At 72.5% G+C, this 24,823-nt stretch carries 23 protein-coding genes; 13 read left to right on the top strand and 10 right to left on the bottom strand.

Annotated features, from left to right (window positions below; genetic code table 11):
• Nucleotide 1: 1 nt before the first annotated feature.
• The 7 genes from pucL to alc all read left to right on the top strand — a co-directional run bounded on the left by pucL (nt 2) and on the right by alc (nt 7,638).
• Nucleotides 2–904 carry a factor-independent urate hydroxylase gene (gene pucL / locus ACSC1Q_RS02635; protein WP_436756998.1) on the top strand — a complete coding sequence of 301 codons (903 nt, stop codon included), beginning with the start codon at nt 2–4 and terminating at the stop codon, nt 902–904.
• A 15-nt stretch (nt 905–919) separates the two neighbouring features.
• The gene (locus tag ACSC1Q_RS02630) at nt 920–1,795 is read left to right on the top strand and encodes an FAD binding domain-containing protein (RefSeq protein ID WP_436756997.1); all 876 of its coding nucleotides are present in this window, start codon (nt 920–922) and stop codon (nt 1,793–1,795) included.
• The gene (locus tag ACSC1Q_RS02625; RefSeq protein ID WP_436756996.1) at nt 1,795–2,268 is read left to right on the top strand and encodes a (2Fe-2S)-binding protein; all 474 of its coding nucleotides are present in this window, start codon (nt 1,795–1,797) and stop codon (nt 2,266–2,268) included. Before ACSC1Q_RS02630 ends, ACSC1Q_RS02625 begins: the two co-directional genes overlap by 1 nt.
• Nucleotides 2,265–3,635: an 8-oxoguanine deaminase gene (locus ACSC1Q_RS02620; protein WP_436756995.1), complete on the top strand. Its 1,371-nt coding sequence runs from the start codon at nt 2,265–2,267 to the stop codon at nt 3,633–3,635. Before ACSC1Q_RS02625 ends, ACSC1Q_RS02620 begins: the two co-directional genes overlap by 4 nt.
• Before the next feature lie 309 nt (nt 3,636–3,944).
• Entirely contained in the window at nt 3,945–5,186 is a 1,242-nt protein-coding gene (locus ACSC1Q_RS02615; RefSeq protein WP_436756994.1) for a glycerate kinase, read from the top strand.
• Nucleotides 5,187–5,207: 21 nt separating this feature from the next.
• Nucleotides 5,208–6,521, top strand: coding sequence for an allantoinase AllB (gene allB, locus ACSC1Q_RS02610; RefSeq protein ID WP_436756993.1), 1,314 nt, complete (start codon nt 5,208–5,210; stop codon nt 6,519–6,521).
• Nucleotides 6,522–6,588: 67 nt separating this feature from the next.
• Nucleotides 6,589–7,638, top strand: coding sequence for an allantoicase (gene alc, locus ACSC1Q_RS02605; protein WP_436756992.1), 1,050 nt, complete (start codon nt 6,589–6,591; stop codon nt 7,636–7,638).
• Here alc and pknB read toward each other — a convergent pair.
• The 4 genes from pknB to thiO form a co-directional block, all read right to left on the bottom strand.
• Nucleotides 7,622–9,562, bottom strand: coding sequence for a Stk1 family PASTA domain-containing Ser/Thr kinase (gene pknB / locus ACSC1Q_RS02600; RefSeq protein WP_436756991.1), 1,941 nt, complete (start codon nt 9,560–9,562; stop codon nt 7,622–7,624). The two genes, alc and pknB, sit on opposite strands and share 17 nt — an antisense overlap.
• Before the next feature lie 75 nt (nt 9,563–9,637).
• Nucleotides 9,638–10,441, bottom strand: a complete 804-nt coding sequence (locus tag ACSC1Q_RS02595; RefSeq protein WP_436757239.1) for a thiazole synthase — start codon at nt 10,439–10,441, stop codon at nt 9,638–9,640.
• 36 nt (nt 10,442–10,477) lie between these two features.
• A complete protein-coding gene (gene thiS / locus ACSC1Q_RS02590; protein WP_436756990.1) occupies nt 10,478–10,678 on the bottom strand; it encodes a sulfur carrier protein ThiS in 201 nt (66 codons plus the stop codon).
• Nucleotides 10,675–12,057 carry a glycine oxidase ThiO gene (gene thiO / locus ACSC1Q_RS02585; RefSeq protein WP_436756989.1) on the bottom strand — a complete coding sequence of 461 codons (1,383 nt, stop codon included), beginning with the start codon at nt 12,055–12,057 and terminating at the stop codon, nt 10,675–10,677. Before thiO ends, thiS begins: the two co-directional genes overlap by 4 nt.
• Before the next feature lie 326 nt (nt 12,058–12,383).
• Between thiO and ACSC1Q_RS02580 the strand changes: the two genes are divergently transcribed.
• From ACSC1Q_RS02580 to thiE, 3 genes are read left to right on the top strand one after another with little or no spacing between them, the layout of a single operon-like run.
• Entirely contained in the window at nt 12,384–13,562 is a 1,179-nt protein-coding gene (locus ACSC1Q_RS02580) for an NAD(P)/FAD-dependent oxidoreductase (protein WP_436756988.1), read from the top strand.
• A gap of 50 nt (nt 13,563–13,612) precedes the next feature.
• Complete coding sequence (locus ACSC1Q_RS02575) at nt 13,613–13,987, top strand: Rv2175c family DNA-binding protein (RefSeq protein ID WP_344745006.1); 375 nt, start codon at nt 13,613–13,615, stop codon at nt 13,985–13,987.
• On the top strand, nt 13,965–14,606 hold the full coding sequence (gene thiE / locus ACSC1Q_RS02570; RefSeq protein ID WP_436756987.1) for a thiamine phosphate synthase: 642 nt from the start codon (nt 13,965–13,967) through the stop codon (nt 14,604–14,606). Before ACSC1Q_RS02575 ends, thiE begins: the two co-directional genes overlap by 23 nt.
• Nucleotides 14,607–15,001: 395 nt before the next feature.
• On the opposite strand, the gene ACSC1Q_RS02565 is transcribed toward thiE, so the two are convergent.
• Entirely contained in the window at nt 15,002–16,069 is a 1,068-nt protein-coding gene (locus ACSC1Q_RS02565) for a polyprenyl synthetase family protein (RefSeq protein WP_436756986.1), read from the bottom strand.
• A gap of 415 nt (nt 16,070–16,484) precedes the next feature.
• Between ACSC1Q_RS02565 and metF the strand changes: the two genes are divergently transcribed.
• Nucleotides 16,485–17,417, top strand: a complete 933-nt coding sequence (gene metF, locus ACSC1Q_RS02560) for a methylenetetrahydrofolate reductase [NAD(P)H] (protein ID WP_436756985.1) — start codon at nt 16,485–16,487, stop codon at nt 17,415–17,417.
• Between the two features lie 176 nt (nt 17,418–17,593).
• On the opposite strand, the gene ACSC1Q_RS02555 is transcribed toward metF, so the two are convergent.
• Nucleotides 17,594–18,142, bottom strand: coding sequence for a GNAT family N-acetyltransferase (locus tag ACSC1Q_RS02555; protein WP_436756984.1), 549 nt, complete (start codon nt 18,140–18,142; stop codon nt 17,594–17,596).
• 210 nt (nt 18,143–18,352) lie between these two features.
• Nucleotides 18,353–18,829: a YbaK/EbsC family protein gene (locus ACSC1Q_RS02550; protein WP_436756983.1), complete on the bottom strand. Its 477-nt coding sequence runs from the start codon at nt 18,827–18,829 to the stop codon at nt 18,353–18,355.
• Nucleotides 18,830–18,948: 119 nt separating this feature from the next.
• Here ACSC1Q_RS02550 and ACSC1Q_RS02545 point away from each other — a divergent pair, with 119 nt between their 5' ends.
• Both ACSC1Q_RS02545 and ACSC1Q_RS02540 read left to right on the top strand, forming a co-directional pair.
• On the top strand, nt 18,949–19,770 hold the full coding sequence (locus ACSC1Q_RS02545) for a L,D-transpeptidase family protein (RefSeq protein ID WP_436756982.1): 822 nt from the start codon (nt 18,949–18,951) through the stop codon (nt 19,768–19,770).
• Nucleotides 19,771–20,332: 562 nt separating this feature from the next.
• Nucleotides 20,333–20,782, top strand: coding sequence for an SAV_6107 family HEPN domain-containing protein (locus ACSC1Q_RS02540; protein WP_350974051.1), 450 nt, complete (start codon nt 20,333–20,335; stop codon nt 20,780–20,782).
• Between the two features lie 264 nt (nt 20,783–21,046).
• Here ACSC1Q_RS02540 and ACSC1Q_RS02535 read toward each other — a convergent pair whose 3' ends face one another.
• The 3 genes from ACSC1Q_RS02535 to ACSC1Q_RS02525 all read right to left on the bottom strand — a co-directional run bounded on the left by ACSC1Q_RS02535 (nt 21,047) and on the right by ACSC1Q_RS02525 (nt 24,794).
• The gene (locus ACSC1Q_RS02535) at nt 21,047–22,177 is read right to left on the bottom strand and encodes a PP2C family protein-serine/threonine phosphatase (RefSeq protein WP_436756981.1); all 1,131 of its coding nucleotides are present in this window, start codon (nt 22,175–22,177) and stop codon (nt 21,047–21,049) included.
• A gap of 218 nt (nt 22,178–22,395) precedes the next feature.
• Nucleotides 22,396–22,890, bottom strand: coding sequence for a transcriptional regulator BldD (gene bldD, locus ACSC1Q_RS02530; RefSeq protein WP_329424589.1), 495 nt, complete (start codon nt 22,888–22,890; stop codon nt 22,396–22,398).
• Nucleotides 22,891–23,369: 479 nt separating this feature from the next.
• The gene (locus ACSC1Q_RS02525; RefSeq protein WP_436756980.1) at nt 23,370–24,794 is read right to left on the bottom strand and encodes an amino acid permease; all 1,425 of its coding nucleotides are present in this window, start codon (nt 24,792–24,794) and stop codon (nt 23,370–23,372) included.
• Nucleotides 24,795–24,823: the final 29 nt, after the last annotated feature.

Raw genomic sequence — 24,823 nt, 5'->3', positions numbered from 1 at the left:
CATGCCCGTCGTTCTCGGCCCCAACCGCTACGGCAAGGCGGAGACCCGTCTGGTCCGCGTCGTCAGGGACGGCGGCGTCCACCACATCAAGGACGTCACAGTCGGCTCGGCGCTGTCCGGCGACATGGAGGCGGTCCACCTCACCGGGGACAACGCCGCGGTCCTGCCGACCGACACGCAGAAGAACACCGTGTACGCCTTCGCCAGGAAGCACGGCGTGACGGAGATCGAGGACTTCGCGATCCTGCTGGCCCGCCACTACGTGGAGTCGCAGCCCACCGTCCACCACGCCCGCGTGGAGATCGAGGAGCACTTCTGGGACCGCGTCCCGGTGTCCGAGGACGTCGCGGGGGAGCGCGGGCGGCACTCCTTCGTCCGCTCCGGCCGGGAGACGCGCACCTGCGCCGTCCACCACGACCGGGACGGCACCACCACCGTGGTCTCCGGGCTGAGGGACCTGGTGGTGCTCAACTCGACCGACTCGGAGTTCTCCGGCTTCGTCGAGGACGAGTACACCACCCTGCCCCCCACCAAGGACCGCGTCCTCGCTACCGCCGTCTCGGCCCGCTGGCGGCACCTGCCAGGAGCGGCCGGGCATGGGACGGCGTACGGGGAGTCGTACGACGAGGTGCGCCGCCACCTGCTCGGGGCGTTCGCCGAGACTTACAGCCTTTCGCTGCAGCAGACGCTCTACGCGATGGGCGAGCGGGTCCTGAACGCCCGCGAGGAGGTCTGCGAGGTGCGCCTGGCGATGCCGAACAAGCACCACTTCCTGGTCGACCTCACCCCGTTCGGGCTGGACAACCCCAACGAGGTGTTCCACGCGGCCGACCGCCCCTACGGGCTGATCGAGGGCAGCGTGCTCCGCGACGACGCCCCCGACGCCCGCTTCGCCTGGGAATGACTGGGAGTGACGAGCATGGACTTCCTGCGACCCGCCACGTGGGCGGAGGCACTCGCCGCCAGGGCCGACCGGCCGGACGCGGTCCCCATCCAGGGCGGCACCGACATGATGGTCGAGCTCAACTTCGACGTGCGGCGGCCCGGCGCGCTGCTCGACCTGAACCGGGTCGCCGAGCTCGCCCGGTGGAGCGAGGAACCGGACGGCAGGCTCAGGGTCGGCGCGGGCGTGACGTACGCCCGGCTCATCGCCGAACTGGGCGACCGGCTGCCCGGCCTGGCCCAGGCCTCCCGCACGGTCGGCTCGCCGCAGATCCGCAACCGGGGCACCGTGGGAGGAAACCTCGGCGCGGCCTCGCCCGCGGGGGACAGCCACCCGCCGCTGCTGGCCGGGGACGCGGTCGTCGAGGTCGAGTCCGCGGCCAGGGGCGTACGGATGATCCCGGCCGCCGACTTCTACGTCGGGGTCAAGCGCAGCGCGCTGGAGGCCGACGAGCTGATCCGCGGGTTCTGGACGACCCCCGCAAGCGGCCCCCAGTACTTCTCCAAGGTCGGCACCCGCAACGCCATGGTGATCGCGGTCTGCTCGTTCGCGATCGCGCTGCACCCCGGCGAGCGCCGGGTCGGCACCGGCATCGGCTCGGCCGCCCCGACCCCCCGCCGCGCCGTCGCCGCCGAGGAGTTCCTCGCCGCCGAACTCGACTGGGAGGCGCGGCTCGACCCCGCGGTGCTCGGCCGTTTCGGGGAGCTGGCCGCCGAGGCCGCCTCGCCGATCGACGACGTGCGCGGCACCGCCGGCTACCGGCGCCACGCCATCGCGGTGATGGCGCGGCGCACCCTCACCTGGGCGTGGAACGAGTTCCGCTCAGGACACTTCGAGAGGAGGGCCGGCTGATGCGCGTCACCTTCACCGTCAACGGCCGCACGGAGACCGCCGACGACGTCTGGGAGGGCGAGAGCCTCCTGTACCTCCTGCGCGAGCGGGTCGGCCTGCCGGGTTCCAAGAACGCGTGCGAGCAGGGCGAGTGCGGCTCCTGCACGGTCTATCTCGACGGGATCCCCGTCTGCGCGTGCCTGGTCGCGGCCGGGCAGGCCGAGGGGCGCCAGGTCCGTACCGTCGAGGGGCTCGCCGACGGCGACCGGCTCGACCCGATCCAGGAGGCCTTCGTCGAGTGCGGCGCCGTCCAGTGCGGCTTCTGCACCCCCGGTCTCCTCGTCCAGGCCCACGACCTGATCGAACGGGTCGCGCGGCCGTCCGACGCGGAGATCCGCGAGGCCCTGGCGGGCAACCTGTGCCGGTGCACCGGCTACGAGAAGATCCTCGACGCCGTACGCCTCGCCGCGGCACGGAAGGCGGAGGCCCGGTGAGCCCCACCCTGATCGAGAACGTCCACATCGCCCCGGTCGTGGGCCCGGAGATCCCCTTGGGGCACATCCACGTCGAGGGCGACAGGATCGTGGCCGTGGGCGCGGGCCCCGCGCCGGACGTCCCGGGGGCGGACAGGATCGACGGCACCGGCTGCCTCGCCACCCCCGGCCTGGTCAACACCCACCACCACCTCTACCAGTGGGCCTCCCAGGGACTCGCCCAGGACGCCACCCTGTTCGAGTGGCTGGCGGCGCTCTACCAGGTGTGGGCCGCGATGGACGCCGAGGTCGTCAGGGGCGCGGCGGGCGCGGGGCTGGGCTATCTCACCCTCTCGGGCTGCACCACCTCCAGCGACCACCACTACATCTTCCCCAAGGGGCGCGGGGACCTGTTCGCCGCGGAGATCGAGGCGGCGCGGGAGATCGGCCTGCGCTTCCACCCCGCGCGAGGCTCGATGGACCGGGGAAGGTCGCAGGGCGGCCTGCCGCCGGACGTCGTGGTCGAACGGCTCGACGAGATCCTCGACGCGACGGCCGAGGCCGTCGACACCTACCACGACCCGTCCTTCTCCTCCATGCTCCGCGTCGCGGTCGCCCCCTGCTCGCCGTTCTCCGTCAGCGCCGAGCTGATGACCGAGGCCGCCGCGCTGGCCAGGTCCAAGGGGGTACGCCTGCACACCCACCTCGCCGAGACCCTCGACGAGGAGGAGCACTGCCTGCGGCAGGTCGGGCAGCGCCCGGTCGACTACATGGAGAAGCTCGGCTGGCTCGGCCCGGACGTGTGGTTCGCCCACGCCATCCACCTGAGTGACGGCGACATCGACGTCTTCGCCCAGACCGGTACGGGTTCGGCGCACTGCCCCAGCTCCAACGGCCGTCTCGGCGCCGGGATCGCCCGCGTCTCCGAGATGCTCCACCGGGGCGCGAACGTCGGCCTGGGGGTAGACGGCAGCGCCTCCGCCGAGCTGACCTCGCTCTCCGGCGAGATGCGGCAGGCGCTGCTGTTCCAGCGGGCCAGGTACGGGCCCACCGCGCTCACCGCCCGGCAGGCGCTGGAGATCGCCACCCTCGGCGGGGCGAGGAACCTGGGCCGCGAGGAGGAACTCGGCTCCCTGGAGGCGGGGAAGCTCGCCGACATCGCCCTCTGGCGTACCGGGGCCTTCGCCTCCGCGGTCGCCGACCCGGTCTGCGCGCTGGTCTTCGGCACCCGGCAACCCCCGCTGGCCCGGTTGCTGGTCGGCGGCCGGACCGTCGTCGAGGACGACGAGCTGCGTACCGTCGCCCAGGACGAGCTCGGCCGCGCGGGAGGCGAGGCGCACCGCCGCCTCATGCGCCTGGCGGCGGAGCAGGGCTTCGGGGTCTCGTGACCCTTCCCGCCGATGGCCCGGAGGCGTCGCCGGGGGAGAACCGGGCGTCCGGGGTGTCCGAGGGGTCCGGGGGAGTGACCGGACGTCCGGGATGTCCGGAAGGAGTGACCGAGCGTCCGGGGCGTCCGGGGCGGCCCAAAGGAGTGACCGGGGTGGCCGAGAGGGTGACCGAGAGGGTGACCGGGCGTCCGGGGTGTCCGGGGGCGGATGTCAAGATGGTGCTCCGTCTCACCGGGGTCCGGCATTCGCCTCCCGTCCGCTCGTACCGGCCGGGGACGCGTGCCGCCCATCCGTCACCAGGGAGCAGGGTTGTCTGAGTCGTCGGGACACGTCGTGATCGCCCCGGACAAGTTCAAGGGCTCGCTGACCGGCGCCGAGGTCGCCGCGCGGGTCGCGGCGGGCCTCGGGCCCGGCGTCGCCACGGTCGCGCTGCCGGTGGCCGACGGCGGTGACGGCACCGTGGACGCCGTCGTGGCCTGCGGGTTCACCCGCGTCGAGGTCGAGGTCACCGGTCCCGTCGGCGAACCGGTCCTCGCCTCCTACGCCTGGCGCGACGCCTCTCCCTCGGAGGGGGCCGCTCCGGGAGCGGACGTGCCGACGGCGGTCGTCGAGCTGGCCGAGGCGTCCGGCCTGCGGCGGCTGCCGGTCGCCTCCGGGCCCGCCGCCCCGGCCGGATCCCCCGCGCACGAGGGCGTCGAGCTGGCCCCGCTCACCGCGACCAGCCACGGCACCGGCGAGCTGATCGCCCACGCCGTACGGCGCGGGGCCCGGCGGGTCGTGCTCGGCCTCGGCGGCAGCGCCTGCACCGACGGCGGCACGGGCATGATGCGGGCGCTCGGCGTCCGCTTCCTGGACGCCGAGGGGCGGGAACTCCCCTTCGGGGGAGCGGCCCTCCGTGACCTGGAAAAAATCGACACATCCGGACTTATCCCGATTGACGGGGTCGAGTTCGTGGTCGCGGGCGACGTGGACAACCCGCTGCTCGGCCCGCACGGCGCCGCGGCCGTGTACGCACCGCAGAAGGGCGCGAGCCCCGACGACGTGAAGCTGCTCGACCGGGCCCTCGCCAGGCTCGCCGCCGTCGCCGCGCACACCCACGGCCTGGTCGGGGCCATCGAGCACGACGGCGTCGTCCGCTCGATGGGCGTGGCCGGGCAGCCGGGAGCGGGCGCCGCGGGGGGAGTGGGCTTCGCCGCGCTGGCCTTCCTGGCGGCCGACTTCCGCCCCGGCATCGACTATCTCCTGGAGCTGCTCGGCTTCCGCGACCGGCTTGAGGGCGCGCGCCTCGTCGTCACCGGTGAGGGCTCGCTCGACGAGCAGACGCTGCGCGGCAAGGCGCCCGCCGGGGTCGCGAGCGCCGCGGCCAAGGCGGGGGTCCCGGTCGTCGCGGTCTGCGGGCGCCGCGGTCTCGGGGACGAGGAGCTGAACGCGGCGGGCATCACGGCCGCCTACGCGCTCACCGACATCGAGCCCGACCCGGCCGTGTGCATGTCCCAGGCGGGCCCGCTGCTGGAACGGCTCGCCCGCAGGGTCGCGGAGAGGCACCTTTGACAGGCGAGGAACGGAGAGCGGATGAGCGCAGGGGCTGAGGACGTACCGGATCTGGTCATCAGGTCCCGCCGGGTCGTGCTGCCGGGGGGAGAGGGACCGGCGGTGGTCGCCGTACGGGACGGGAGGATCGTCGGGGTGCACGCCCACGACGCCGAGCCGGCCGCCGCCGAGCGGGTCGACCTCGGCGGCGTCGCGCTGCTGCCCGGCCTGGTCGACACGCACGTGCACGTCAACGAGCCCGGCCGCACCCACTGGGAGGGGTTCGCCTCCGCCACCCGGGCGGCCGCGGCGGGCGGGGTGACCACGATCGTGGACATGCCGCTCAACTCGCTGCCGCCGACCGTGAACGCGGACGCCCTGGCCGTGAAGAGGAAGGCCGCCGAGGGGCAGTGCGCGGTGGACGTCGCCTTCTGGGGCGGGGCGATCCCCGGTAACGCCGGGGACCTGCGGGCGCTGCACGAGGCGGGCGTACGCGGGTTCAAGTGCTTCCTGTCCCCGTCGGGCGTGGACGAGTTCCCGCCGCTGGACGCGGACGGGCTGCGGGCCGCCATGGTGGAGATCGCCTCCTTCGACGGCCTGCTCGTCGTCCACGCCGAGGACCCCGCGCTGCTCGCCGACCCCGAGGGGCCGGGATACCCGGAGTTCCTCGACTCCCGGCCGGGGGAGTCCGAACGCCGCGCCGTCGAACGCGTCGCCGAGCTGGCGGGGGAGACCGGGGTGCGGGCGCACATCCTGCACGTGTCGTCCGCGCTGTGCCTGGAACCGCTGGCGAAGGCCCGGCGGGAGGGGGTGCGTCTCACCGCGGAGACCTGCCCGCACTACCTCACGCTGATGGCCGAGGAGGTGCCCGAGGGCGCCACCCAGTTCAAGTGCTGCCCGCCGATCCGCTCCTCGGCCAACCGAGACGAGCTCTGGCGCGGTCTCGCCGACGGGGTGCTCGGCTACGTCGTCTCCGACCACTCGCCGTCCACCCCCGACCTGAAGGTGCCCGACTTCGCCGCCGCCTGGGGCGGGATCTCCTCCCTTCAGCTCGGCCTCACCGCCGTCTGGACCGAGGCGGCGCGGCGCGGGCACGGTCTGGGCGACGTCGCTCGCTGGATGGCGGGAAACCCGGCCGAGCTGGCGGGGCTGCGCGGCAAGGGCGCGATCGCGGTGGGCGCGGACGCCGACCTGGTCGCCTTCGACGCCGACGCCGTCCACACCGTGGACGTCTCCGCCCTGCACCACAAGAACCCGGTCACGCCCTACCACGGCAGGACGCTGGTGGGGGAGGTATGCACGACGTGGCTGCGCGGCCGGGTCGTGGGTAGGGATCCCCGGGGCACCCTCCTGTAGGGCCTTCAGACCCGGAGACCTCCGACCTCGGCGACCGAGCCCACTCCCCGCGAGAAAGGTTCTCTCCTTGACCGAACCCACGACCGATGTCCCGACCCGTCTCCCGGCCGGATTCCCGGCCGGGTTCACCGCGCTGCCCGACCTCGCCCTGCGCACCCTCGGCGGCTCGGTCGTCGCGGCCAACGACGAGTCCTTCGCCGAGAAGGAGAGCCTCATCAGGCCGGGCCGCCCCGGCTTCATGCCGCATACCTTCGGCGCCAAGGGCCAGGTCTACGACGGCTGGGAGACCCGCAGGCGCCGCGAACCCGGCCACGACTGGGCCCTGGTCAGGCTCGGCATGCCCGGCGTGGTCAGGGGCGTCGTGATCGACACCGCCTGGTTCAAGGGCAACTACCCGCCGTACGCCTCCGTCGAGGCCGCCGAGGTCGAGGGCTACCCCACGGCCGCCGAGCTGGAGACGGCCGACTGGGTGGAGATCGTCCCCAGGAGCGAGCTCAAGGGGGACGCCGAGCACCTCTTCGCGGTGTCCGGCGAGCGCCGCCACACGCACGTACGGCTGAACATGTTCCCCGACGGGGGCATCGCCCGCCTGCGGGTGCACGGCGAGGTCAGGCCCGACCTGTCCCTGTACGAGGGACTCGGCCTGGACCTGGCCGCCCTGGAGAACGGCGCGCTCGTCACCGCCTGCTCCAACGAGTTCTACTCCTCGCCCAACAACGCCATCTCACCCGGCCTCGCCCGCCACCAGGCCGAGGGCTGGGAGACCGCCCGCCGCCGCGACGACGGCAACGACTGGCTGGTGATCCGCCTGGCGGGCCCCGGCGTCGTCAGCCTCGCCGAGATCGACACCACCAACCTGGTGTTCAACGCCCCCGCCGAGGTCTCCGTCACGGGCACCGCGGACGGCACCGCCTGGTTCCCGCTGCTGCCCAGGACCCGCCTGCTGCCCGACACCCGGCACCGCTTCCGCGTCAGGGACGCGCCCGCGGCCACGTACGCCAGGGTGGACATCCACCCCGACGGCGGCCTGGCACGGATCCGCCTGCACGGCTTCCTCGCCGAGGGCCGACCCGCGCCGAGGGCCGACGCTGGTGCGGGTGTCAGTACCAGATGGTGACCTGGGTGCCGGGCGGGACCGCTTGGCCGCCCGCCGGAATCTGGGCCAGCACCCTGCCCTTGCCCAGGGCGCGCTTCATCTTCACGGTGACACCCGCGGCGCGCAGCTCGTCTCTCGCCGCCCGGTAGTCCTTGAACACGATGTTCGGGATCACGATGACGTTCTGGCCGCCGTCACCGGGCGGGGGCTCGCCCTCGCGTTCCCAGGGCCAGCGCCAGTCGCCGCCGCACTGCGACAGGGTGAGCCGGACCACCGCGCCCCTGTCGACCTCGGCCTTGGGCTGCGGGTCCTGGGCGATGACGGTGCACGGCTGGGCGGAGTCGGTCTGCTCGACGAACTCGGGAACGAACCCGGCCCCGCGCAGCACCTGGTCGGCCTGGTCGCGGGGCATGCCCCTGATGTCCGGCATGACCAGGCCCGCGCTCACGACCAGGTCGAGCCTGCTGTTCTCCTTGACCGGGTTTCCCACGGCGGGGATGGTCCGCATCACCTGGCCGCGCGGCACCGTCTCGCTGGCCTGCTTCCTGACGTCGTCGACGAGGAGGGACGACTCCGCCAGCTTGCTCCTGGCCTGCGGCTCGGTCATGCCCACCACGTTGGGCACCGCCACCCGCTTGGGACCGGCCGAGGCGATGAGGATCAGCTTGCTCTTCGGCTCGGCCTCGGTGCCCGCCACGGGCTCGGTGCGCAGCACGACGCCCTTGGGAACCTTCTCGTCGTGCTCGGCCTTGCCCGTCTCGACCGTGAAGCCGCGCTGCCTGGCCTCGCTGGTGGCGGCCGTCACGTTCTTGCCCACGAGGGTGGCGGGCACCACGATGGAGGTGTTCTGCGAGAACAGCCAGCCGGTCACCCCCACCGCGATCACCATGACCACGGCCAGCCCGATCAGAAACCAGCGGGCCCCCGCCCCCCTGCGCGCCCTCGGGGCGGCCTCGCGGCGGTCGTCGGCCGGGCCGGTGAGCAGGTCCGCGCGGGGCTGGATCAGCGTGTGGTTCGCCGGGGCGGGAGGCGCGGGCGCGGCCATCTCGTGGCCGTGCGGCGGGCCGACGGGGACGGACGGCACCGGGCCGCTCTCCCTGGGCAGCATCCGGTGCGCCTCGACGGCGGCGACCAGCAGCGCGGTGGCGTCCGCCGGACGGCTCGCGGGGTCGCGGGCCGTCGCCCTCGCCACCAGGGTGTCGAGCAGCGGGGGAGAGCCGGGAAGCAGCGCCGAGGGCACGGGCACCGTGTCGTGCACGTGCCGGTAGGCCACCGACATCGGGGTCTCGCCCTCGTACGGCTGGCGGCCGGTCAGGAGCTCGAACAGCATGATGCCGGCCGCGTAGACGTCGCTGCGGGCGTCGGCGCCCCCGGAGGTCACCTGCTCGGGCGACATGTAGCCGATGGTGCCGATCATGACACCGGTGCGCGTCTGGTTGCTCGCCTCGATCGCGCGGGCCAGGCCGAAGTCGACGACCTTGACCCGGCCGTCGTCGGCGAGCAGCACGTTCTCCGGCTTGACGTCGCGGTGGATGAGGCCGGACTGGTGGGCGGCGCCCAGCGCGGCGAGGACGGGGATCATGACTTCCAGCGCCTCGCGGGCGGGCAGCCTGCCCCGGGCACGGAGCACGTCGCGCAGGGTCCGCCCCGGCACGTACTCCATCGAGAGGTAGACGTTGTCACCGTCCGTGCCCTGGTCGAACACGTGCACCACGTTGGGGTGCGACAGGCTGGCCACCGACTTGGCCTCACCGATGAAGCGCCGCACGAAGGCGGGGTCCTCGGCGAGTGAGCGGTGCATCACCTTGACGGCGACCGTGCGGTCGAGCCGGACGTCCAGGGCCAGATAGACGGTCGCCATTCCGCCCCGGGCGATCCGGGACTCAACGCGGTAACGCCCGTCGAGGAGTTTCCCGACCAGGGGGTCCGTAAGCGTCGTGTCCACGAGGCCGAGTTTACGGGCGATTTGGCGCCGACAGGATGCCTGAATCCCAAACCGATGCCGAGACGTGGTGGTTTTCTATCGATGAACCGGGGGTGGGCCGTCGATCGAGGGGGAGGAGGCTTCCGCGTAGCGACGCCGGGGTATCCGCCCGGCCATACGTGCCGCCCGGCCTGCGAAGACGGCCGAGCGCATCGCCTGGGCCATCAGGTCGGGACGCTGTGCCCGGGTGACCGCGGTGGCCAGCAGAACCGCGTCGCAGCCCAGCTCCATGGCGAGCGCCGCGTCGCTGGCCGTGCCGATCCCGGCGTCCAGGATCACCGGCACGCTCGCGAACTCCACGATCAGCTCGATGTTGTGCGGGTTGCGGATGCCCAGCCCCGAGCCGATCGGCGCGCCCAGCGGCATCACCGCCGCGCAGCCCGCCTGCTCCAGCCTGCGCGCCAGCACGGGGTCGTCGCCGATGTAGGGCAGCACCGTGAACCCGTCGGCGACCAGCCGCTCCGCCGCGTCGAACGTCTCGATGGGGTCGGGCAGCAGGGTGCGCTCGTCGGCGATGACCTCCAGCTTGACCCAGTTCGTCTCCAGCGCCTCCCTGGCCAGTCTGGCGGTCAGCACGGCCTCGCCGGCGGTGAAGCAGCCCGCGGTGTTCGGCAGCACCTTGATGTCGCGGCGGCGCAGCACGTCGAGCACCGAGCCCCGCGCGGCCGGGTCGAGCCGCCGCATCGCGACCGTGGTCAGCTCGGTGCCCGAGGCGGCGAGCGCCTGGTCGAGGATCTCCAGGGACGGGGCGCCCCCGGTGCCCATGATGAGGCGGGAGGAGAACTTCTCGCCGCCGATGATCAGATCGTCGGTCGTGCCCATCGCGTACGCCGTGTCCATCGAGCCCGCTGTGTCCGCTGTGTTCGTCATCGCCGGTCAACCTCCCTGAACCGCGGTGAGCACCTCGACACGGTCGGCCTCCGCGAGCGCCGTCGACTCCCAGGCGCCGCGCGAGACGACCTCGTCGTTCACCGCGACGGCCACCCCGCTCCGCACGCCGGTCAGCCGCTGTACGGCCTGCGCGACGGTCGTCCCCGGGGGCAACTCGTGCGCGGCGCCGTTGATGGTCACGTTCATCGGTACTCCCGCGGTGTGTACTCCGTGTGCCCCGTGTGCCCCGTGTACTCCGTGTGCCCCGTGCGCTCCGCGTGCCCGGTGTACTCCGTGCGCTCCCGGAGGCGGTGTTCCCGCGGCGCGCGCTCCCGGGAGTCGTGTTCCCGGGGAGCGGGCTCCCGGGGAGCGAGGTCCTGCGGGGTGTGCTCCCGGGGGCGGTGCCCGGGAGGGGTGTGCTCCCGGAAGCGGAGGGGTGAGCAGATCTCGGAGAGCCCCGGGCCTGTCCCGCCCGTCCCGCCCGTCCCACCTGTCTCGCCCGCCTCGTTCACCTCGCCCCCCCCGTTCACACAGAGGTCGGCGGTGAGCGGCGCGAGCAGGACCCCGCCCCGGTGGTGCCCGGTGGCCAGGTGGAGACCCGGCACGATCGTGGGGCCGACCAGCGGCAGGTTGTCCGGGGTGCCGGGGCGCAGTCCCGCGGCCACCTCGGCCACCTCCAGCTCGGTCACCCCGGGGACGAGCTCCCGCGCGTCGCGCAGCAGTTCCCACAGCCCCCCGGCGGTGACGCGGGTGTCGAAGCCCATCTCCTCCTGGGTGGCGCCGAGGACCAGCTCGCCGTCGCCGCGCGGCACCAGGTAGACGTGCGAGCCGTGGACGACCCCGCGCACGCACCGCCGCAGGACCGGCGCGGGGGAGCGCAGCCGCATGATCTGGCCCTTGACGGGCCGCACCGGGGGCAGCGCCTCCGGGGGCACCCCCTCCATGGCGCCCGACCAGGCTCCGGTGGCGAGGACCACCAGGTCGGCGCCGACGGTCCCGCCGCCCGCCAGGCGTACTCCGGTGACCGTTCCCGAGGACGTGAGCAGCCCGGCCACCCGGGCGCGTACCAGAACGCCGCCCGCGCGCTCCAGGGCCGCCAGGAGTGCCGTGGTGACCCTCCGGGGGTCCACCCAGGCGTCGCCGCCCGCCAGCAGGCCGCCCCGGACGGCGGGGGCCAGCATGGGCTCCAGGCGGCGGCACTCGCGGCCGGTGAGCCGTTCGGCGGGCAGCCCCAGCCTGGCGGTGAAGGCGGCGAGGTCGTCCAGGGCGGCCAGGTCGTCGGAGCCGAAGGCGACGTCGAGCGTGCCGTCGGTGCGGTAGTCGAGATCGTGGCCGCTCGCGTCCGCCAGCTCGGCGGCGAAGGCGGGCCAGCGCTCCAGGGAGGCCAGGCCCAGCCGCAGCAGCGGCTCCTCGGTGTAGGTGACCTCGCTGACCGGGGCCAGCATGCCCGCCGCCGCGTGCGAGGCGCCGGAGGCCGGCGCGGGGTCGGCCACCGCCACCCTCAGGCCCCGGCGGGCGGCGCGCCACGCCACCGACAGGCCGATCACGCCCCCGCCGGCGACGAGAAGATCGAAATGGTCCGCCATACGTGCTCCGCTCCCTTCGCCGGCATGACCCGGATCAGGTTCGTGGCGGTCGAGGGCTCGCTCGCGGCCGTTCTCCCGGACCCCGCTCGCCCGTGCCGTGCCCGATCGCGCCCCGGGGCGCGTCTCCTCGCACATCACCAGCTCACAGGTCCCGCTACGGCCGCAGCCCTCCTCTCAGCCCGGTGCGTTCCGGGCTCCCGCGCGTCTTCACCCCCACCTTAAGGGTTCGGGCAACACACTTAGCGCGCCAGATGTGAGGTAAATCCCGTTTTCGTTATCAACGACCGTTGGTAGGAGTACGGGGTTCCCGCTTATGGTCGGGAAGTGTGAATCATGTCGTGGTGGTTGGCGCCGGTCTGGCCGGTGTGCGCAGCGTCGAGGCGTTACGAGCCCGTGGGTTCGGCGGCGAGATCACCTTGATCGGAGAGGAACGGCACCGGCCCTACGACCGCCCACCCCTGTCCAAGGGGGTGCTGCTCGGCGAGACCGACTCCACGGTCGTCGACTCCGACCTCGACGCCCTTGAGGTCGACTTCCGCGCGGGCGTGTCCGCCAAGGGGCTCCATCCCGGCGTGGTCGAGACCACCGAGGGCGAGCTGGCCTACGACGGCCTGGTCGTCGCCACCGGCGCCCGCCCGATCAGGCTGCGCGGCGACGGCCCCCAGCACGTGGTCCGTACCATCGACGACGCGCTCCAGCTGCGTTCGCTGCTCGGCGAGGGAACCACGGTCGCCGTGATCGGCGCGGGCTGGATCGGCGCCGAGGTGGCCACCGCCGCCCGCAGGGCGGGCTGCGCCGTGACCGTCGTCGAGGCCGCCGACACCCCGCTGGCCGCCGCGCTCGGCCAGGTCGGCGCGCACACCGTCCCCTGGTACGCCGAGGCGGGCGTCGACCTGCGCCTGGGCACGATGGTCGCCTCCGTCGACCACGGGGGGCTCACCCTGGCCGACGGCTCGGCGATCGAGGCCGACGTGGTCGTCACCGGCGTGGGCGTGCGGCCCGCGACCGAGTGGCTCGCCGGATCCGGCATCAGGCTCGACAACGGCGTGGTCACCGACGAGCACCTGCGCACCTCGCTGCCCGGCGTGGTCGCGGTGGGCGACTGCGCGGCCTGGTGGTCGCGCCGCTACGGCATCCGCCTCCGCGTCGAGCACTGGGACACCGCCCTGGGCGCCCCGGACGTCGCGGCGGCCACCCTCGTCGGCGACGCCGCGGTCTACGACCCGGTCCCCTACTTCTGGTCCGAGCAGTTCGGCCACATGGTCCAGTACGCGGGCCACCACGACGGCGCCCGCCTGATCCTGCGCGGGGACCCCGCGGCCGACGGGAAGCCCAGGTGGGCGATCTGCTGGGTGACCGACGACGACCGGCTCACCGCGGTGCTCTCCGTCAACCGGCCCCGCGACCTCGTCCAGGGGCGCCGCCTCATCGAGGGCGGCCAGCGCCTCGACGTCGATCGCCTCGCCGACCCTGCGATAGCGTTGCGCGATTGTACGGTGGCGTAACCTCGCCGCCGGGTGTTTGGCGAAGGGCTCGATGTGGTAGTGGTGGATTCGTGACGCTTTCTGTTGCGCAGATCGACCGGGAAACCGACCAGCTGGTGGGCGAGTGGCTCACCCTGACCGAGGTGGCCAGAAGGCTCAACCTGAGCGCCGGTCGCGCCAAGCAACTTCTCAAGGACCGCAAGCTCATCGGAGTGCGCAGGGGCGGCGGCGAGCCACAGGTCCCCGCCGCGTTCCTCGTCGAGGGAGACGTCGTCAAGGGCCTCCCGGGCACCCTCACGGTGCTCCTGGACGCCGGATACGACGACGTCGAGTCCCTTCGCTGGCTCTTCACCCCCGACGACACGCTGCCGGGATCGCCGGTCGACGCGATCGTGGCGGGCCGCCACACCGAGGTGAAGAGACGTGCCCAGGCCCTCGGTTTCTGACGCCCGCCTGTATCTCTGTACGGACGGGCGGCGGGACCGGGGAGACCTCGCGGAATTCCTCGACGCCGCCCTCGCGGGCGGGGTCGACATCGTGCAGCTGCGCGAGAAGGGTCTTGAGGCGCGCGAGGAGCTCGACCTCCTCGCCGCCTTCCGCGAGGCCTGCGACCGGCACGGCACCCTCCTGGCCGTGAACGACCGGGCCGACATCGCCTACGCGATCCGTCCCGACGTGCTCCACCTCGGCCAGGACGACCTGCCGGTGCGGGTCGCCCGCGACATGCTCGGCGACGACATCCTCATCGGGCGTTCCACTCACGCCCCCGAGGAGGCGTCCGCCGCGGCCGTCGAGCCCGGTGTCGACTACTTCTGCTGCGGCCCGATCTGGCCGACGCCCACCAAGCCCGGCAGGTTCGCCCCGGGCCCCGGCCTGCTCGGGCACGCCGCGGCCCTGGAGACCGGCCGGCCCTGGTTCGGCATCGGCGGCATCGACCTCGCCAACCTGGACGAGGTCATGTCGTACGGCGTGCGCCGGGTCGTGGTCGTGCGGGCGATCACCGAGGCCGACGACCCCAAGGCGGCGGCCGAGGAGTTCAAGCGGAGGCTGGCCGCCCCCGCTTGAAGGCCTGAGGGGCTGAGGGCCTGAGGGCTGAGGGCCTGAGGGCTGAGAGCCTGGGGGCTGAGAGCCTGGGGGCTCGACGCCCTTCCGCCCGGCGAGGACCGCGTCCCCGGCCGGGCGGGCCCGCCCGCTCGCGCGCCCGCCGACCGGCCTGTTCACGGGCCCGCCGTCAACGGCTCTGCCCGCGCGCCCGCAACCGGCCCGTTCGCGCGTCCTCGGCCGGTTTGTTCGCGGGCCTGCCGTCAGCAGGTCTGCCCGCGCCCCCGGCCGGTTCGCGGGCTCGCCGTCAGCAGGCCCGCTCGCCGCGCCCGCCGCCGACCGGCCTGTTCGCGGATCCGTCGCGGGCCGGCCGGACGGGCGTGGGGCGCGCGGTCAGGTCTGGCGGCCGGGTCCGGGGGTCAGGTCCGCCGGGAGGTGGCGGCCACCGCGAGGTCGGCCAGGGCCGCGCGGGCCTCGGGAAGGATCGGGGCGCCCTCCAGCGAGCCGAGGGCGTTCTCCAGATACCCCTTGATCAGGTCCTCGCACGCCACCAGGGCCCCGGTCTCCTCGATGATCCGGCGCAGCCGGTCGATCCCCGCCTCGTCCAGGCCGGGGTCGCCCAGCGTGGTGCGTACCACCTGGGCCTGGGACTCCGAGGCCGCGGCCAGGGTGCGGGCGATGAGCATGGTCCGCTTACCCTCGCGGAGATCGTCGCCGGCCGGTTTGCCGGTCTCGTCCGGGTCGCCGAACACGCCGAGGATGTCGTCGCGCAGCTGGAAGGCGATGCCCACGGACTGCCCGTACTCCTCGCAGAGCCGGTCGATCCACGGCTCCCTGCCCCGGGCGGCCAGCACCAGGCCGAGCCGGAGCGGCTGCTCCACGGAATACTTGCCGCTCTTGAACAGGGCGACGCGCAGCGCGCTGTCGAAGGTGCCCTCGCCGTGCGCCTGCTCCAGGAGATCGAAGTACTGCCCGCACATCAGCTCGGTGCGCATGTCGTCGTGGACCTTCTGCGCCGCCGCGAGCGAGTCGGCGGGCAGGCCGCTGTTCCGCCACATCTCACCGGACCAGATGAGCATCAGGTTGCCGAGCAGGATGGCCGCCCCCTCGCCGAACTGCTCGGCAGAGCCGTGCCAGCCCGCCTTCCTGTGCAACTCCTCGAACCTGCGGTGCGCCGAGGGCATGCCCCGGCGCAGGTCGCTGGCGTCCATCACGTCGTCGTGCACCAGGGCGCTGGCCTGGAGCAGCTCCAGCGAGGCCGCGGCGGCGAAGAGCGCGGGATCGTCACCCCCGCCCGCGCCACGCCAGCCCCAGTAGCAGAAGGCGGGTCGCAGCCTCTTGCCGCCCGCGAGGAAGTCCTCGGCCGCCGACACGAGCGGGGCCAGCTCCGGGGCGCTGACCTGCGGGCGCTGTCGTTCGACGAATCGCCGAAGGGAGCGGTCCACCTCGGACCGGATCGTGTCCAGCGCGGCTGCAGAAGTGATCATCGAATACCTCCAGTGTGGAGACCCTGGGCTTCAGCTCTGGGGGGAGAACACGGTACGTCGCCGCGCGTCCCGGCAGCGTGACCAGCGGTGATGACGCACCGACCACCGTACGCACGATCGACAAGATCCTCTCCGCCGGTCCGGCGGAGAGGTGGAACGCCTGTAGAGCCGATGTGACGCACGACACCTCCGGCTTCCTTGCGACTGGCGGTGAGGCAGGAAACCCAATCTATGAAAATTGGAATCCCCCGCCTTCGACGGCGGGAGGAGGTCAGGTAATGAGATTAACGGTCCAAGAGGACATTTCGATCTAGAGGGGTGGTTGTTTTGCACGGTAATTGACACAAGGGGGTTCTACGGGAGGCGAACAAGATCTGATCGGGCACCCGGGCGGCCGGGCAAGTATCCTTGCCCCATGGCTCTGGGTCGCGCATCAGTCCTCCCCGATCGTGTCGCCACCGTCCGCGAACTCCTCGCGGCCGGTGCCCGCTCGTTCTCCTTCGAGTTCTCCCCCCCGAAGACGGACGAGGGGGAGCGCCAGCTCTGGCGCGCCGTTCGCGAGCTGGAGTCGCTGCACCCCACCTTCGTGTCCGTCACCTACGGCGCCGGTGGCAGCACCCGCGACCGCACCGTCGACATCGTCGAGCGGCTCGCCCACGAGACCACGCTCACCCCGGTCGCCCACTTCACCGCCGTCAACCACTCGGTCCGCGAGCTGCGCCACCTGATCGGCCGCTTCGCGGGAGCGGGCGTGCGCAACATCCTCGCCGTGCGGGGCGACCCGCCCGGCGACGTGACGGGCGAGTGGGTGCCCCACCCCGAGGGCGTCACGTACGCCGAGGACCTGGTCAGGCTCATCCGCCAGTCCGGCGACTTCTGCGTGGGAGTGGCCGCCTTCCCGTACAAGCACCCCAGGTCGCGTTCGATCGAGGCCGACACCGAATACTTCGTGCGCAAGTGCCGGGCGGGCGCCGACTACGCGATCACCCAGATGTTCTTCCGCGCCGAGGACTACCTGCGGCTGCGCGACCGGGTGGCGGCCAGCGGCTGTGACACGCCGATCATCCCCGGGATCATGCCCGTCACGCAGATGAGCACCATCGCCAGGTCCGAGCAGCTCTCCGGCGCGCCGTTCCCGCCGGAGGTGGCCGCGAGGTTCGCCGCCGTCGCCGACGACCCGGCCGCCGTGCGCAGCCTCGGCATCGAGCACGCCGCCGAGCTCTGCCAGACCCTGCTCGACGAGGGCGCGCCCGGCATCCACTTCATCACCTTCAACCGCTCCAGCGCGACCCGCGAGGTCTTCCAGGCCCTCGACCACACACCGGAGATCGCCCCGCTGCCGGTCTGACACCGCCGTGCCGTGCCCCGGTTCCCGCCGGGGTACGGCACCCGGCGGTCCTGCCCGGCCTTGATCCGATGGTTTCGTCCCGGCCTGGCGTGCACGCGCCCGACCGGGTCCGGCCCGGCCGCGCGGCCCGTTCCTCGGGCGGGCGGCGGCGGGGACCCGAATCCCCGCCCGGTGGCTCAGCCCTCCAGCGGCAGGACGGTCCCGAGGATCGCGTAGCGCTCGTGCCCGCCGGGGAAGACGAACTGCGTGAGCAGGTCCACGAAGCCGATGCTCCGGTAGAGGTGCCGGGCCGCGGTGGGCCGGTCGCGGGTCGAGAGCACGGCGGTGCGCTCCAGGCGGCCCGCGCACATGCCCGCGATCATCGCCCGGCCGATGCCCTTCCCCTGGTAGTCGGGATGGACGTGGATCTCGGCGAGCTCCAGCGCGTCGCCCAGCCAGCCGCGGGCGCTGACCTCGCCGTGCCTCTCCACGAGGGCCCGCCTGACCACGTCGTGCCACCACTGGCCGGGAACCCCGTGGAAGCCGTAGGCGATGCCCACCGGCGTGCCGTCGGCGCGCTCGGCGAACAGGCAGGTGAAGGCGGGATGGGTGGCGTGGTTCCCCATGATGAGCCTGCGGCCGGCGATCTGGTCGGCGGGCGGGTTCATCGCCTCGGTGTAGACGTGGAGGACCGCGTCCAGCCGGAGCGTGAACTCGTCGGGGCCGATCCGTCGCAGTCCGATCACGCGTCGCACCCTAGCAGTGCGGACGTGACGCGGGTCGGCGTGCGGCGTGAGAGCGGTGCCAGGCCTTCGCCGCGAGGTTTCCCGGCCGGTCCCGCCCCTCTGCGGCCCCGGCCGCGAGAGGCCTGACCGGCCCCTCACGGCCCGTGCGAGGGCGTACGGGGCCGCACGGCACGCCGTGCCGTCACGGCGTCCCGTGGCCGGGGGGAGCCGTCATTCGACCTCTACGGGGATTCCGCCGGTGATGCGGACGAGCTCCTCGAAGGAGGTCGGGAAGACGGTGTGCGGGTGGCCGGCGGCGGCCCAGACGACCTCGTGCTTGCCCAGCCAGGTGTCGACCAGGGTCCTGACCGGCGCGGGGTGGCCGATCGGGGCGACGCCGCCGATGACCTGGCCGGTGGCCGCCCGTACGGAGGCGGGGTCGGCTCGCCGCACCTTCGTCACGCCGGCCGTCCTGGCGATCAGGTCGGTGTCGACCCGGTGGGCTCCGCTGGTCAGCACCAGGAGCGGCTCGCCGTCGGCGTCGAATATCAGGCTGTTGGCGATGGCGCCGACCTCGCAGCCGAGCTGCGCGGCCGCGGTGGCGGCGGTCGGGGTGGCCTCCGCGAAGATGACGATCTCGCCGGGAACGTCGTGCTCGCGCAGGACGGCGGCGACCTTCTCGATGTTCGGATGCAACTTTTCTGGCACGCGGCCACTCTAAACAGATTGACCGTTGATTGCCGCTTTATAACCGGCGGCCTGCACGGGGAACCCGTGCGCTATGGTCCCTTGACCCGATACATAGTGATATGAGGAGTTGATTGAAAGTGAGGGTTGGACAGCGGCAGGGAGTGGCCGCGCTGATGACGGCGGGGGCCGTGCTCCTCTCTTCCGCGGGCGTCACCCTTTCCGCGAGCGCCGCCGCGGCCCAGACCTCGGCTTCCCCTGCCGTCGCGGCCGTGACGGATGTCACGGCTGTCGCGGTGACGGGGGCGAGCCCGTTCGTCGCACCGGGCAAGACGCTCAAGCTCGGCGCGAAGGGCGCCACGGTGAAGGTGCTCCAGACCCGGCTGGCCGCGCTCGGCTACGCCCCGGGCAGGATCGACGGCCGCTACGGCGGGGCGACCCTGGCGGCGGTCTGGGCCTTCCAGAAGGTCAACGGCGTCACGCCGACCAGCACCGTGGCGCGCGGGACCTGGAACGCCCTGGAGGCCCCGGTGGCGCCGAAGGTGCTCGTCCCCAACGGGAAGCCGACCCGGGTGGAGGTCAACCTCGCCAAGCAGGTGATGGTCCTCTACGTCGGCGGTGTGGTGAAGCTGATCAGCCACACCTCCTCCGGCAGCGGCATCTCCTACTGCGAGACGGCCACCTGGGAGGGCAGGGCCCAGCGGTTCTGCGGTGACGCCCGCACACCGACGGGCGACTACAAGACCACCTGGCGCAGGGACGGCTGGCACAAGTCCTACCTGGGCCAGCTCTACAACCCGATCTTCTTCAACGGGGGCATCGCCTTCCACGGCGCGCTGTCGGTGCCGCTGGCGCCCGCCTCCCACGGCTGCGTACGGCTGCCCATGCACGTGGCGGAGGTCCTTCCCGGCCTGCTCGGTACGGGAGTGCCGGTGCACGTCCGAGGCAGGTTCGTGCGCTAGGACGGCTTCGTCCGGCAAGGCGGCTTCCAGGGCGATTTCGTCCGATAGTGGAGCTTCGTTTGATAGAGCGGCTTTATCCAGTAGGACGGTGAAGCGGGCGATCCGGCGGGCGTGACCCCGCCGGTCGTGAATCGGGCCCCGGGAGACGGTGATCTCCCGGGGCCCTTTCGCGTCCTCTCGCACATCGAGCTCCGGTGCTCTCGCGCGCCCCCTCGCGCATCGATCAATCAGAGCCCCTCCGTGTGCTCTCGCACATCGAACACCGGGACCCTCTCGTGTGCTCTTAGACACTCGAAGATCGAACTTTTGTTCGCCGTTTTACTTGACAGCATTAGTGATCGAATTTATGTTCGATGTGATGACACGGGGCTCGCGGCTCGTGTCCAAGGGCGGCCGATCGGGCCCTCGTCGTCGGCGGAGACGATCGGGCCAGGTCAGGACGGGCGGGGAGAGGGGAAGCTCCTCGTCCGGCCGTCCGGTGGATTTGTCGGTGGGGTCTGCGAGTGTGATAACCGCCGGCGAAAACGCCGGAGCCGCTCGCGACCAAGGAGGCTGAAGCACTATGACCCCTCGGCTCAGCGATTCCGGTGGGCCCCGGCTGTCCCCCACGGTGCGGGCGCACCTCACAGACGCACGCGACTGCCTCGAAGAGGCCGCCGCCGCCCGGACTTCCGCCGCGCGCTACGTCGCGGCCCACCTCGCCGCGCTCAGGGCGGCCGCTGCCGTCCTGGCGGCCCGTCCCCGTCCCATGGAGGGCCGCAGGAGGCGCAGGCTGCGCAGTGCCTGGGAGATGCTGCCCGAGGCCGAGCCCCGCCTGGCCGAGTGGGCCCCCTACTTCGAGACGAGCGCGGCCAAACGGGCCGCCGCCGAGGCGGGCCTGACCCGCACGGTGTCCTCGCGAGACGCGGAGGAGCTCATCTCCGAGGCGGAGCGTTTCGTCACCGCCGTGGAGAAGCTGCTCGGCGTGCCGAGCCAGCCCATGCTTCCCGGCCAGGTCCCCCTAGCCGGTTAGAGCCGGCGCGGCCACCCACCCGGGGTCGCCGCCCTGGCTCACCGGCGCCGTCCCCGTACGTCCTCGTGCCCACGGGTTCTCCCGAAAGGCGCGGGACGTACGGGGACGTTTTTCGCGTCATCCGTCCCTGCCCCGCCTGCCTTCGGGTTTCCCGTCCCCGCCTCATCTGTCCGCGCGCCGCTTGTCCTCAAGCCCTCGTCCTCGCGCCGCTCGTCTTCAGGCTGCCCGTCCTCACGCCCCTGTCCGTTCGAGTGGCGTCGGCCCCTACGCGGCCGTGGAGGTCTGGCGGGCGGCGCGGTGGCGCAGCAGGAGCATGGCGGCGTCGTCGCCCAGCGGTCTGCCCACGTGGCTGAGCAGGTCGGCGCGGAGGGCGTCCAGCGAGCCCTGGGGGTCGTCGCCGTCCAGCAGGTGCGCCCGCTCAAGCAGCGGGTAGAAATCGCCCGCCGCGTCGCGCGCCTCGATGACCCCGTCGGTGTAGAAGAGGACCTGGTCACCCGGTTCGAACGGGATGTGGTGCGGCTGCGGCTCGCTGGCCTTGAGGGCGCTCATGCCCAGCGGGAGCGCCTCGTCCGGCGGGTCGGCGAACCAGATCCCGCCCTCGGCGTCGAGCACCATGGGCGCCGGATGGCCGCAGTTGATGACGGTGATGGTGGAACCGCCGCTGATCTCGGCCAGCACGGCGGTCACGAACTGCTCGCCGGACAGCTCGCGGGTCAGGGCGTTCTCCAGACGCGCCACGACGCCCTGGAGCGTTTTCTCGTCGTGGGCCGCCTCCCGGAAGGCCCCGAGCACCACGGCGGCCGTCTCCACGGCCTCCAGGCCCTTTCCCTGAACGTCGCCCACGATGATCCGTACCCCGTGCGGGGTGGTGACGACCTCGTACAGGTCGCCGCCGATCCTGGCCTCGGCCGTGGCGGAGGTGTAGGAGACGGCGACGCCGATGCCCGGTCCCGCGCGGCGGGGCACCGGGCGCAGCAGCACCCGCTGGGCGGCCTCGGCCACCGAGCGCACGTCGGCGAGCTGGTGTTCGTGGCGCAGCCGCCCGGCGCTGGCCAGCACGCTGGCCACGGTGACGCCGAGGATGGCGATGAGGGTGATGTCGGTGCGGGGCATCCAGAGGATGTCGTTGTAGACGCCGAGCGCGAAGCACAGCACCAGGGCGACGACGCCGACCACCGTGGTGCGGGCCAGGCCGCACGCCACGCTGGCGAAGGCCGGGCCGAGGGCGAGCAGCGGCAGGAGGCCGGACGTGGGGCCCGAGCCGAAGTCGATCAGGGCCACCACGGCCATCACGACGAACGGCAGGAGTTTCAGGGTGTCCTGGGTCTTGGTGGTGCCGATCGAGGTCAGCAGCCGCAGGAAGGCGCGCGTCCTGGTCGACCCCAGCGACGTCATGACGGCGCGGAGACGGCCTTTCCGGCTGGATCGAGAGTGATCGAGCCGATCATCTCCCGGGGCCATGTCCACCACATCTCGCTAAACGCATGTTTGCCTTTTCCTACCACAGTGGCGGTGGCCCGGGGCGGGACGAAGGACACGTTCTGCTGAGAGAGCAGGAATCTCTGCGGGGTGGGCACGCCGGTTCCGGCGCACCCACGACCGGTCAGGGGTCGTCAGAAGGACTCGACGGCCCGGCGGGCCTCCGGGTCCAGGACGCCCCAGCTGATCAGCTCCTCGGTGAGCTCGCTGGGGGACTTGTCATAGATCACGGCGAGGGAGCGCAGGTCCTCCTGGCGGATGGACAGCACCTTGCCGTTGTAGTCGCCACGCTGGCTCTGGATGGTGGCCGCGTAACGGGCGAGCGCGCCCGCCTTCTCCTTGGGGAGCTGGGCGAGACGCTCAAGGTCGATCACAAGCTTCGGTGTCGGGCCCAGGGGGCTGGGAGCGGCACCTCCCGGCAGCAACTCCGAGACCGGCACCCCGTAGAAATCAGCCAGTTCGGCAAGCTTCTGCACGGTGACGGCACGGTCGCCACGCTCATAGGAGCCGACGACGACCGCCTTCCAGCGCCCGCGGGACTTCTCTTCGACTCCGTGCAGGGACAGGCCCTGCTGGGTGCGAATGGCGCGGAGTCGTGCACCCAGCGACTTGGCGTACTCAGACGGCATGGTGTGGCCCCCCGGCTCAGTTATGTGGTGCTCTCAACTTGATTGTGCTACCTCGCAACTTATGCCCCGTTCACCGGGTTGGCGCCCGGGGTAGGCACCTTCGGTGACCGATGCGTCGGGGTTCACCCGATAACGCCACGAGGTGTGGTTACGGACAGTGACGGTAAAGCTGTGGGCGCCTAAGGTCAAGCTGATTGGAAAAAAGATGTCGAATCCGGTCCGGTGGGGTCCGCCTCAAACGCCGCACTTGTCCTACTCCGCATCGCGAAACCGCCGGTTTTTCCGGGACTTCCGTATGTTTTCCGCCTCTTCTCCGGGATTCAGGGAGGACGTCGTCACCGGCCCCCGCGGCAGGCGTATGATCTTGAAAGACACGGCGGAGGGCGATACCCGGTGCGACGGTCCCGCGCGGCCGGAGGCGGGGATCGGGGCGCCCGCGTGCCGCGTCGGGGTCGGTGGATCGGGCGCCGGACGTCCGGTCAGCGGACGCCCCGGCCGAGACGTGAGTGGCGGTAGCCGTAGAGGAAGTAGACGAGCAGGCCGACCGCCATCCAGATCCCGAAGGCGAGCCAGGTGACGCCCGCCAGGCCGGCCATCACGACGAGGCAGAGGACCACCCCGAGGATCGGCGTGACGGGGAAGAACGGCGTCCTGAAGCCGCGGGGCAGGTCGGGGCGGGTACGTCGCAGGACGAGCACGCCCGCGTTGACGATCGCGAAGGCGAACAGGGTGCCGATGCTGGTCGCCTCGGCGAGCTGGCCCAGCGGGACGAACCCGGCGAGCACGGAGACGAAGGCGGCCACGATGAGGGTGTTGGCGACCGGCACCCGGCGGCGCGGGCTCACCCTCTCGAAGATCCTCGGGATCAGGCCGTCGCGCGCCATGGCGAACAGGATGCGGGTCTGGCCGTACAGCACGGTCAGGACCACGCTCGCGATGGCGATGGCCGCGCCGAAGGAGATGACGAGACCGGGCCAGGTCGCGCCCACGGCCTGCTTCGCGATCACGGCCAGGCCCGCCTCGGTGTTCTCCGGGTCGAAGTCCCGCCACGGCATGGCGCCGACGGCGGCCAGCGCGACCAGGACGTAGACGAGCGTGACGACGCCGAGGGACAGCATGATCGCCAGTGGGAGGTCGCGCCTGGGGTTCCTCGCCTCCTCCCCGGCGGTGGAGGCCGCGTCGAAGCCGATGTAGGAGAAGAACACCTGCGAGGCGGCGGCGGTGATGCCGGCGATCCCCATCGGCGCGAACGGCGCCAGGTTGCCCGAGTCGAACGCGGTGAACGCCACGACGCAGAAGAACGCCAGCACCACGATCTTGACGATGACGAAGACCGCGTTGGCGCCCGCGCTCTCCGAGGCGCCGCGCAGCAGCAGCCAGGTGGCGAGCAGGACGATCACGATCGCGGTCAGGTTGACCACGCCGCCCCGGTCGCCGGGGGAGTGCACGAGCGCCGCGGGGAACGTCCAGCCGAGCAGGTCCCGGAGGAAGACGTTGAGGTACTCGCCCCAGCCGACCGCCACGGCCGCCACCGAGACGGCGTACTCCAGCATCAGGCACCAGCCGCACACCCACGCCACCAGCTCGCCCAGGGTGGCGTACGCGTACGAGTACGACGACCCGGAGACGGGGATCGTGCCGGCCAGTTCCGCGTACGACAGCGCGGAGAACAGGGCGGTGACCGCGGCCAGCAGGAAGGCGACCAGCACCGCGGGGCCCGCCTTGGGCACGGCCTGGCCGAGGATCACGAAGATGCCGGTGCCGAGGGTGGCGCCGACGCTGAACAGGGTCAGCTGCCACAGGGTCATGGTCCTGCGCAGCTCGCCGCCCTCGCCGTGGCCGCCCTCGGCGACGATCTCCTCGGCGGGCTTGGTGCGGAACAACCGGTGTGCCGGCGACGTCATCCGTTCTCCCCCTCCACTGTGGCCCGTGT

This window comes from Streptosporangium heterodermiicola, assembly GCF_051390675.1.
Taxonomy (GTDB): Bacteria; Actinomycetota; Actinomycetes; order Streptosporangiales; family Streptosporangiaceae; genus Streptosporangium.
This window is presented reverse-complemented; position numbering and strand designations above follow the sequence as displayed.